The sequence below is a fragment of the Kribbella sp. genome (assembly GCF_035687465.1).
In the GTDB taxonomy this organism is placed as follows: Bacteria; Actinomycetota; Actinomycetes; order Propionibacteriales; family Kribbellaceae; genus Kribbella.
The window spans coordinates 1-8,189 of record NZ_DASRXP010000406.1 but is presented as its reverse complement, the minus strand read 5'-3'; the positions used below and the strand labels follow the sequence as shown (position 1 = coordinate 8,189).

Below are 8,189 nucleotides of genomic sequence, written 5' to 3'. Positions count from 1 at the left end.
TTGCAACGTTGTACTGTCGTTGCTCGACCCCCTCACTCCACCTCACGGGAGCCTCGATGCCCAGCCAGCAGCCCCGCCCCGAGCACCCCCGGCCGCAGTTCATCCGCCCCGACTGGCTCAACCTGAATGGCGAATGGCAGTTCGAGATCGACCGCGCCGACTCCGGCCTCGAGCGCGGCGTCCGCGACCGCGAACTCCAGCAGCGCATCGTGGTGCCGTTCGCACCGGAGACCCAGCTGTCCGGGGTCGAGAACGTCGACTTCCTCGAGGCGGTCTGGTACCGCACCACCGTGACGATCCCGGCCGACTGGTCCGGCAAGCACCCGATCCTGCACTTCCAGGCGGTCGACCAGGACGCGACGGTCTGGGTGAACAACGTCGAGGTGGTCCGGCACCGCGGCGGCTTCACCCCGTTCAGCGCCGACCTCTCGGCCGTCGCAGCACCGGGCGAAGAGGCCGTGATCGTGGTCCGCGCACGCGACAGCCGGTACGGCGTACAGGCGCGTGGCAAGCAGACCACCAACTACTTCAACAGCGGTTGCCACTACACGCGGACCACCGGCATCTGGCAGACGGTATGGCTGGAAGCCGTTCCGGCGGTGCACCTCCTGCGGCCGCGGATCACTCCGGACGCCGCGGGATCCGCCTTCCACGTGTCCGTGCCCCTCTCGGCGAACAAGCCGGGCTGGAAGGTTCGGGCGGTCTTGTCTGACGCCGACGGCGACATCGTCACCGCCGAGGTTCGGGCCGATCTCGACCTCGCCCCGCGACTCGTGCTCAGCATCCCCACCGAACGCGTCCGCCTCTGGGACACCACCGACCCCCACCTGTACGGCGTACGCCTGGAACTGGTGGATGCCGACGGCAACATCACGGACTCCGCCGACAGCTACGCCGGGCTGCGATCGGTGTCGATCAACGGGCAGGCCGTGCTGATCAACGGCAAGCACGTCTTCCAGCGCCTGGTGCTGGACCAGGGCTATTGGCCCGAGAGCCTGATGACGGCGCCGTCGGACGATGCTCTCGTCGCGGATATCGAGCTGAGCATCGCCGCCGGGTTCAACGGCGCCCGGTTGCACCAGAAGGTGTTCGAGGAGCGGTACCTCTACCACGCGGATCGCCTGGGTTATCTGGTCTGGGGTGAGTTCGGCGACTGGGGCGGAGCCGTTGCCGAGGGCACCCAGAACAACAACCAGCAGCCGAGCGCGTCGTTCGTGACGCAGTGGCTGGAGGCGGTCGAGCGCGACTACAACCACCCGTCGATCATCGGTTGGTGCCCGCTGAACGAGACGCACCAACTGCTGCACGACCGGATCACCCAACTAGACGACGTGACCCGGGCGATGTTCCTGGCGACCAAGGCTGCCGACGTGTCCCGGCCGGTCCTGGATGCGTCGGGGTACTCACACCGGGTGCCCGAGACGGATATCTGGGACTCGCACAACTACGAGCAGGACCCGATCGAGTTCGCCCGGCAGATGGCGGGGCTCGCGGACGGAGCGCCGTACGGGAATCGGGGCGGCGAGGAACAGCGACCGATCTCGCAGGACTACGCCGGACAGCCCTATTTCTGTAGCGAGTTCGGCGGTATCTGGTGGAACCCGGAAGCGGCCGCGGCTGCCGGGACCGACCGCGACGAATCTTGGGGCTATGGGCAACGAGTCAAGGATGTCGAGGACTTCTACGACCGCTTCGCCGGGCTGGTCGACGTGTTGCTCGACAACCCGTTGATGTTCGGCTATTGCTACACGCAACTGACCGATGTCTTCCAGGAGGAGAACGGGATCTACCGCTTCGATCGCAGTACGAAGCTTGATGTTCCCCGCATCCATGCCATCCAGGCGCGCACCGCTGCGTTCGAGGAACGCTAGAGGGTGCCGGTAAGGAGTTGGAGGCCGAGGCTGCTGAGGGCCACCGAGATCCACAGGATCGCGCCGAGCAGCAGCGGGCGGAGGCCGGCTTGACGGAGCTCGGAAGGCCGGAGCGAGAGGCCGATGGCAACCAGGGCCGCGGTGATCAGGCAGGTGCCGGTAAGCGCCAGGCCTGACTGCCACGCCGTCGGCACGAAACCAGCACTCCGGAGACCGGCCGCGGCGATGAAGCCCACCAAGAACAACGGCACCATCCGCCGCCACGGCAACCGCGGGCCGCTCTGGCCGGCGGTTGCCGGCTTGCGGGCGTCGTGGCGGGATTTGAGGATGACGAGGCCGATGACGATCGGGACGAGCATCAGTGAGCGGGTGAGTTTGACGACCAGCGCTTGGTCTCCCGCCGAGGAACTGTAGGCATAGCCGGCGGCGACCACGGACGAGGTGTCGTTGATCGCAGTACCGGCCCACAGTCCGAAGGCTTCCGGGCCGAGACCGAGGAGATGGCCGATCGGCGGGAACGCCAGGACAGCGACCACGTTGAAGGTGAAGATCGTGGCGAGCGCGTACGCCACCGAGGACCGCTTCGCCCCGATCGCGGCCGTCGCGGCGGCGATCGCGGAAGCACCGCAGATCGCAGTACCGACTCCGATCAAGGTCTGGGTGTCGCCGCGCACCCCGAGCAGCCGCCCGAACAGCCAGGCGCCGCCGAGCGCGACTCCCAACGTCCCCAGCATGACCGGCAGCGACCCGCCGCCGACTCGGACCACCTGCTGAAGAGACAGCCCCGTGCCCAGTACGACGATCGATAACTGCAGGAGATTCTTCGAGGCGAAGTCATAGCCCGCGCGATTCCGCTCAGCCCGAAACGCCGGCACCAGAACCCCCGCCAACACACCCAGCACGATCCCGAACACCGGCCCACCCACGACAGGCACCACCCGCCCGAGCAACACCGCCCCCGCCGCCAGCACGAGAACCACAACCAGCCCAGGCACCCGTCCGACCACCCCAGCGCGGAGACGCGCAGTACGGCCTGGTGCGGCGGGCCGCGCAGGTGAGGTCCGGGAGTGAGTCAGTGACCTAACCTCGACGTGCAGCACGTCCGGAACCTCCCTAGCTAAATGTACGCACATTTAGACTAAGAGATGACCGGACATTTAACAAGGTGGAAGGAACGGATGAGCGAGCGCGGGCTTGATCGCAGTGGCGGCCAGCCGCTCTGGAAGCAGTTGCAGCAAGACCTGGTCCGCCGGTTGCGCGCCGGGGAGTTCGACGACGTCTTTCCCGGCGAACTCGCGCTGGTCGAGGACTACCAGGTGAGCCGCCACACCGTGCGCCAGGCGCTCGGCAAGCTCCGGACCGACGGACTTATCGTCGCGGAGCGCGGGCGGCAACCCCGAGTCGCGACCGCCCCGGAGATCCGGCAGCCGATGGGGGCGTTGTACAGCCTGTTCTCCTCGGTGGAGGCGTCCGGCCTGACGCAGCACAGCGTCGTACGGGCGCTCGACCTCCGCGCGGACGGCGTGATCGCGAGCCGGCTCGACCTCGAGGCATCCATCCCGCTGGTCTACCTCGAGCGCCTGCGCTTCGCCGGAGACGAACCGCTCGCCCTGGACCGGGTGTGGTTGCCGGCCTCCCTGGCGAGCGGACTACTCGACGCCGACTTCAGCCACACCAGCCTGTACGCCGAACTCGCCGCGCGAACCGGACTCCGCCTCGACCACGGTCGCGAGGACATCCGCGCGGTGAACCCGACCCCGGCGGAGCGAGCCCTCCTGCACTGCCCCGCCGATGCCGCCGCCTTCTCCATCAACCGCCTCGGCCACGCCCAGGGCCGCAAGTTCGAGTGGCGCCACACGGTGGTCCGCGGCGACCGCTTCGCCCTGTCCGCCGAGTTCTCCGCCCACGAGGGCTACCGCCTCACCCCCGCCACCACCGCAACCACCCTCCCCTGACCCGAACTGCTTGCGTCCGAAGAACTGGCGGGACGTCCCTCCAGTTCTTCGGACGCAACGAGACCACACCGAAGCTTCGGCCGGTGCCGAACTGTTGGCGAGGCAGGATGTGATGGTGAGTACCTCGACGGAAGGCCAGGAACTGGCTGCGTGGGCCCGGATGCTGGCCGACGGCACCCGCGCGACCGTCTGCCTGGCCTTGCTGGACGGCCGGGCGTGGACCGCGACGGAACTCGCCAAGCTGGCTGGGGTTTCCCGGCCGACCATCAGCGAACACCTGAACCTGCTCGTGGATGGCGGCCTCCTCACCGAGCTAAGGCAGGGCCGCCACCGCTATGTGAAATTGGCCGGCCCGGAAACCGCTGAACTCCTCGAAGGACTCGCCGCGCTGGCGCCCCGGCGTACGGAGGTTGCCAACAGTCTCTCGGCAGCGAGCAGGCGGGACGCCTTCGCGCGGGCCCGCACCTGCTACGACCACTTCGCCGGCCGGCTGGGCGTGGCCTTGACCGACGCGATGACCGAACGCGGGCTGCTCGATTGGTCCTCGGGCGTCACGTTGACCACCGACGGCGTTCAGTGGCTGGACGACCTCGGCATCGTGGTCGAGAACAAGCATGGCCGACCAGCCGTCCGGTCCTGCCTGGACGTCACGGAGCGACGACCGCACCTGGCCGGCGCGGTCGGCTCGGCTTTGTGCAGACATGCCATGCAACAGGGCTGGGTCACCCGGATCACCGGTGGTCGGGCGCTGAAAGTGTCCGGTGCGATGGAAGGCCTGGGGCTACCGTCCGGGGTGATAGAAGATCTCGTCTCCAGGTGAGATTCCCGACAGAGAACACGCGTTCGAGGGGCGCAGGTCACTTTGACCGCCTAACCTGCGCACATGACTGGATTCGAGCCCGATACCGAACTGGTGTCCCGCCTCCCTCTGCCCAGCCATGTGGTCGTGCTCGTCGACGGCCAGTGGCGGCGCGGCTGGTTGATCGGCCGCGAGCACGAGGACGCGGGCTGGACCGGCACGGTGCAGTACGAGGGCGACGACGGCGTCGAGCGGACGGAACGCCTGCCGGCAGACCTGATCGCACTGCCCGAGTCGGACCGACCGACTGAGCGTCGCGGCAAGGCCGCGTCGTAGGAAACCGCGTCGTAGGAAGTAGGCATGCGTCGGCCCCCGGGAGAAACCCCTCCCGGGGGCCGACGCATGTAACGGCTCTGGTCGGGGCGCCTCTAGCGACGAAACGATCCCGCTCCAGGCCCTTCGGGCGGTTGACCTGGAGCGGGATCAGGCGTTACACACGGTGTATCGCTGCTCACGGCCTGAGCGTTACAGAATTCAGGAAAGTTTCCTGGTGTGGATCAAACGCTGGGCCACCTCGCGCAGCTTGACGTTGTTGTCCTGGGAGTAGCGACGCAGTACGGCGAACGCCTGCTCGTCGGTCAGGTCGAACCGCTCCATCAGGATCCCCTGCGCCTGGCCGATCAGCTTCCGGGCATCGATCGCCTGCCAGAGAGTGGACTCGCTGCGGGCGTTCGCGACCGCTACCGCGGCGTGGTCGGCGAACACCTGAGCGACCGCGTCGTCCGCCTTGGTGAACCGGTTCTTCGCCGGATCGAACAGGTTCAGCGCCCCCACGGTGGTGGTCGGCGTCCGCAGCCGCACGGTGAGCACACTGCGCAGGCCGACCGGCACGATGCCGGCGGACCAAGTCGGCCAGCGGGAATCGTTGGCCGTGTCGCCGCTGACCACGCTCGTCTCCTGCTCGATGGCGCTGAAGGTCGGACCTTCCCCGGCCTCGAGCTGCAACCGGTCGGCCTCTTCGACCAGCGCGTCGGTGGCCGCCGCGGATTCCAGTCGGCCACCTCGCTGCACCAGTACGACGCTGGCGTGGTCGGCGCCGATCCTCGCCAGGACATACTCGAGGAACCGTTCGGCGGTCTGTTCCACATCGGCTTGTTCATGCAGGACGAGCGCCATCCTGGCCAGGTCCTGGGCGAATTCGTCGCTCACTCGGCTACTGCCGAGAAGGACAGGGAGAGTCGTCGCACCGGACGTTCATCCTCAACAGGTCGGAGCAGTCTTCGCGGGTGGCATGCTGCGCCACCGGCTGACTTCCCAACCGGGATGAACCCTAACACCGGTCAGCGTGGCCTCAAGCCGAACAAGGAGCAGCCCCGGCGCACATGGCTGAACGCCGGGGCCTGGAAACAACCAGCCTCTCGAGCGACCGAGCTCCCTTGGCCCTCAAGTGCCCGTTCGACCTGCGGTCAATCACGTTCTTCGGGCCGGCGACTCTCAGAAGTGCACGGCCAACAGGATCCTGCCGCTCTCCGAGCTCCTGATGTCGAGCGCGCGGATCTCGTCGCGGTGCAGCTTGGTGGTCGCCGCCGGTTTGACCGTAGTACCGGGTGACGCGTTCCAGCTGGCGATCAAGGTGGACTTGCCGGACTGGTCGGTCACGTACATCTCGTACCCACGAGCGCGCTCGCTCGGGGTGGCCAGATCGTCGTACCGGCAGCTGATCTCGATCGTGGTGCCCCAGCTCTCCTCGATCAGCCGGGCGTCGGCCGTCAGCTTGCTGGCCACCGTCTGCGCGAGCACCACGTAGTCGCCCTGCGGCTCGTCCTCTCCGACCGAAGCGGACACCACCGCGCCGACCGCGGCCGCGGTTGCGGCGACGCCCGCGACGAGCGCTCCGAGGCGGACCCGTCGGCGCCGACGGTCCCGCTGGACGTTGCGTACCAGGCCCGGCAGCAGGTTCGGCGGGATGTCGGTGATCGTCGCGAGCGCCCGGTCGTCCGGCACCATCGCCAGGGTCTCGGGCACGCTGCGCAGCGCCGCCACCTCGGCCGAACAGTCGGGACAGGTGCGGAGATGCTCCTCGTACGCGCGCACCTCCTTCGCCGACAAGGCGCCCAGCAGGTAGGCCGCGTCCCACTCCCGATACTGATCGCTCATACCTGCGTCACCCCCCTCTCCTGCAGTGCAAGCTTCAGCGCCCGCATCCCGTAGTGCAAGCGCGATTTCACCGTGCCGGCCGGGATGTCCAGTTCCTCGGCGATATCGGTGACCGTGCGCCGGCCGTAGTACGCGCGCACGATCACCTGCCGATGATCGTCCGACAACTGAGCCAGCGAATCGGCCACCAGCCACGCATCCAGTACTGCGTTCGCGTGGTCGGCGCTCGGCCGTTCCGGCAGCTCGTCGCTGGCCACCTCCCGGTTGACCCGGGCACTCCGCCGATCGTCGATGACCAGGTTCCGCGCCACCGTGAACAACCAGGCCCGGGCACCCGCCTCGTCCTCGGTCAGAATCTGCGGCCGCCGCCAAGCCCGCAACAAAGTCTCCTGTACTACGTCCTCGGCGAACCGGGTGTCGCCAGTCAGCCGGACCACGAACCGCCACAACGACGAGGCATGCACATCGTGCAGCTCACGCAGAAGTGCAGCCCGGTCGTCGGCCATCCGCACTCCTTCAGTCGCTGGAACTCATCATCCTGGGGCTTTCACTCTTTCAGCGCCAGCAAGAACAGGAGAACGTGTCCGCAACGAGTGGGTCTTTCGAGTGGATCCGTGCCCGACCACGGGCATCGGGCACGGATCCGACCCCGGCTAGTCGGTTGCCGGTTCGAGCTGCCGCGCCCCCTGCCGCTTGAGTCCGGGCAGCCGCTCGAGTCCCCACGCACCGGCCCCGAGGAACGCGATCAGCAGGAACGCGAACGAGAACAGTGCCGCCTTCTCCCCACCGTTCTGCACCGGCAACAACGCACCGGCCTGGTGCACGGTGAAGTACGCGTAGGCCATCGACCCGGAGCACAGCAGCGCGGCGTACCGGGTCCCGAACCCGACACAAACGAGTGCTCCCGCCACCGTCTGGATCACCGACGCCCACCAACCCGGCCACTCCAGCGCCGGGGTCCGGTCGACCCCCAGCACCCCGAACAGGGCAGCAGCCCCATGACACGCGAACAGGAACCCCACCACGATCCGAAACACACCCAGTACCTCGTCACGCCAGCGCTCCAGCACATGCATCGTCTTGTCTCCTCAGGTGAACGGGACGGATTCACACACCACCGGCCTGCCTCACGCACCCCGGCGATGCCCTCACCCGGAGACAACGTCCTGCCAGCCCATCCGGTTCAACGGTGAGTGACTCATCACTCACGCTCCGAATCCGTTGCCCCACTCCGCCCACGTCTGCTATCCAACGTGCGAACCACCCCCGAGACCTGACACACTGTCCCCCGCGGGGCCTCTAGCTCAATTGGCAGAGCAGCGGACTTTTAATCCGCGGGTTGTGGGTTCGAGTCCCACGGGGCCCACCCAGCAAGTCTTTCGGCGCACGTCTCCGCTGACCGACGAC

General features: G+C 67.6%; 9 protein-coding genes and 1 tRNA gene. 5 read left to right on the top strand and 5 right to left on the bottom strand.

The window, feature by feature from the left end; translation table 11 throughout:
- On the top strand, positions 1–1,871 hold a 1,871-nt coding region (locus tag VFG33_RS21115), incomplete at its 5' end, for a glycoside hydrolase family 2 protein (protein ID WP_414672972.1).
- On the opposite strand, the gene VFG33_RS21110 is transcribed toward VFG33_RS21115, so the two are convergent.
- Positions 1,868–2,866 carry a YeiH family protein gene (locus VFG33_RS21110; protein ID WP_325054634.1) on the bottom strand — a complete coding sequence of 333 codons (999 nt, stop codon included), beginning with the start codon at positions 2,864–2,866 and terminating at the stop codon, positions 1,868–1,870. The genes VFG33_RS21115 and VFG33_RS21110 overlap by 4 nt on opposite strands.
- Positions 2,867–3,049: 183 nt before the next feature.
- Here VFG33_RS21110 and VFG33_RS21105 point away from each other — a divergent pair, with 183 nt between their 5' ends.
- The 3 genes from VFG33_RS21105 to VFG33_RS21095 all read left to right on the top strand — a co-directional run bounded on the left by VFG33_RS21105 (position 3,050) and on the right by VFG33_RS21095 (position 4,961).
- Complete coding sequence (locus VFG33_RS21105; protein ID WP_325054633.1) at positions 3,050–3,826, top strand: GntR family transcriptional regulator; 777 nt, start codon at positions 3,050–3,052, stop codon at positions 3,824–3,826.
- Positions 3,827–3,938: 112 nt separating this feature from the next.
- Positions 3,939–4,646 (top strand): ArsR/SmtB family transcription factor, encoded by a 708-nt coding sequence (locus tag VFG33_RS21100; protein WP_325054632.1) that lies wholly within the window; start codon positions 3,939–3,941, stop codon positions 4,644–4,646.
- A 63-nt stretch (positions 4,647–4,709) separates the two neighbouring features.
- Positions 4,710–4,961, top strand: a complete 252-nt coding sequence (locus tag VFG33_RS21095) for a hypothetical protein (protein WP_325054631.1) — start codon at positions 4,710–4,712, stop codon at positions 4,959–4,961.
- 198 nt (positions 4,962–5,159) lie between these two features.
- Here the strand turns inward: VFG33_RS21095 and VFG33_RS21090 are convergent, their stop codons facing one another.
- From VFG33_RS21090 to VFG33_RS21075, 4 genes are all read right to left on the bottom strand, one after another.
- Positions 5,160–5,834: a GAF and ANTAR domain-containing protein gene (locus VFG33_RS21090; protein WP_325054630.1), complete on the bottom strand. Its 675-nt coding sequence runs from the start codon at positions 5,832–5,834 to the stop codon at positions 5,160–5,162.
- Positions 5,835–6,119: 285 nt separating this feature from the next.
- The gene (locus tag VFG33_RS21085; protein WP_325054629.1) at positions 6,120–6,782 is read right to left on the bottom strand and encodes an anti-sigma factor family protein; all 663 of its coding nucleotides are present in this window, start codon (positions 6,780–6,782) and stop codon (positions 6,120–6,122) included.
- Complete coding sequence (locus tag VFG33_RS21080) at positions 6,779–7,288, bottom strand: sigma-70 family RNA polymerase sigma factor (RefSeq protein ID WP_325054628.1); 510 nt, start codon at positions 7,286–7,288, stop codon at positions 6,779–6,781. The genes VFG33_RS21085 and VFG33_RS21080 overlap by 4 nt, the downstream gene beginning before the upstream one ends.
- Positions 7,289–7,435: 147 nt before the next feature.
- Positions 7,436–7,858 (bottom strand): DoxX family protein, encoded by a 423-nt coding sequence (locus VFG33_RS21075; protein ID WP_325054627.1) that lies wholly within the window; start codon positions 7,856–7,858, stop codon positions 7,436–7,438.
- Between the two features lie 217 nt (positions 7,859–8,075).
- Here VFG33_RS21075 and VFG33_RS21070 point away from each other — a divergent pair.
- Positions 8,076–8,148 (top strand) — tRNA-Lys (locus VFG33_RS21070).
- Positions 8,149–8,189 lie beyond the last annotated feature (41 nt).

Bases quoted from the DNA above. Each gene is read 5' to 3' on its own strand.
- VFG33_RS21075 (WP_325054627.1), bottom strand. From the start codon at position 7,858: ATGCATGTGCTGGAGCGCTGGCGTGACGAGGTACTGGGTGTGTTTCGG.
- VFG33_RS21100 (WP_325054632.1), top strand. From the start codon at position 3,939: ATGGTGAGTACCTCGACGGAAGGCCAGGAACTGGCTGCGTGGGCCCGG.
- VFG33_RS21105 (WP_325054633.1), top strand. From the start codon at position 3,050: ATGAGCGAGCGCGGGCTTGATCGCAGTGGCGGCCAGCCGCTCTGGAAG.
- VFG33_RS21080 (WP_325054628.1), bottom strand. From the start codon at position 7,288: ATGGCCGACGACCGGGCTGCACTTCTGCGTGAGCTGCACGATGTGCAT.
- VFG33_RS21095 (WP_325054631.1), top strand. From the start codon at position 4,710: ATGACTGGATTCGAGCCCGATACCGAACTGGTGTCCCGCCTCCCTCTG.
- VFG33_RS21085 (WP_325054629.1), bottom strand. From the start codon at position 6,782: ATGAGCGATCAGTATCGGGAGTGGGACGCGGCCTACCTGCTGGGCGCC.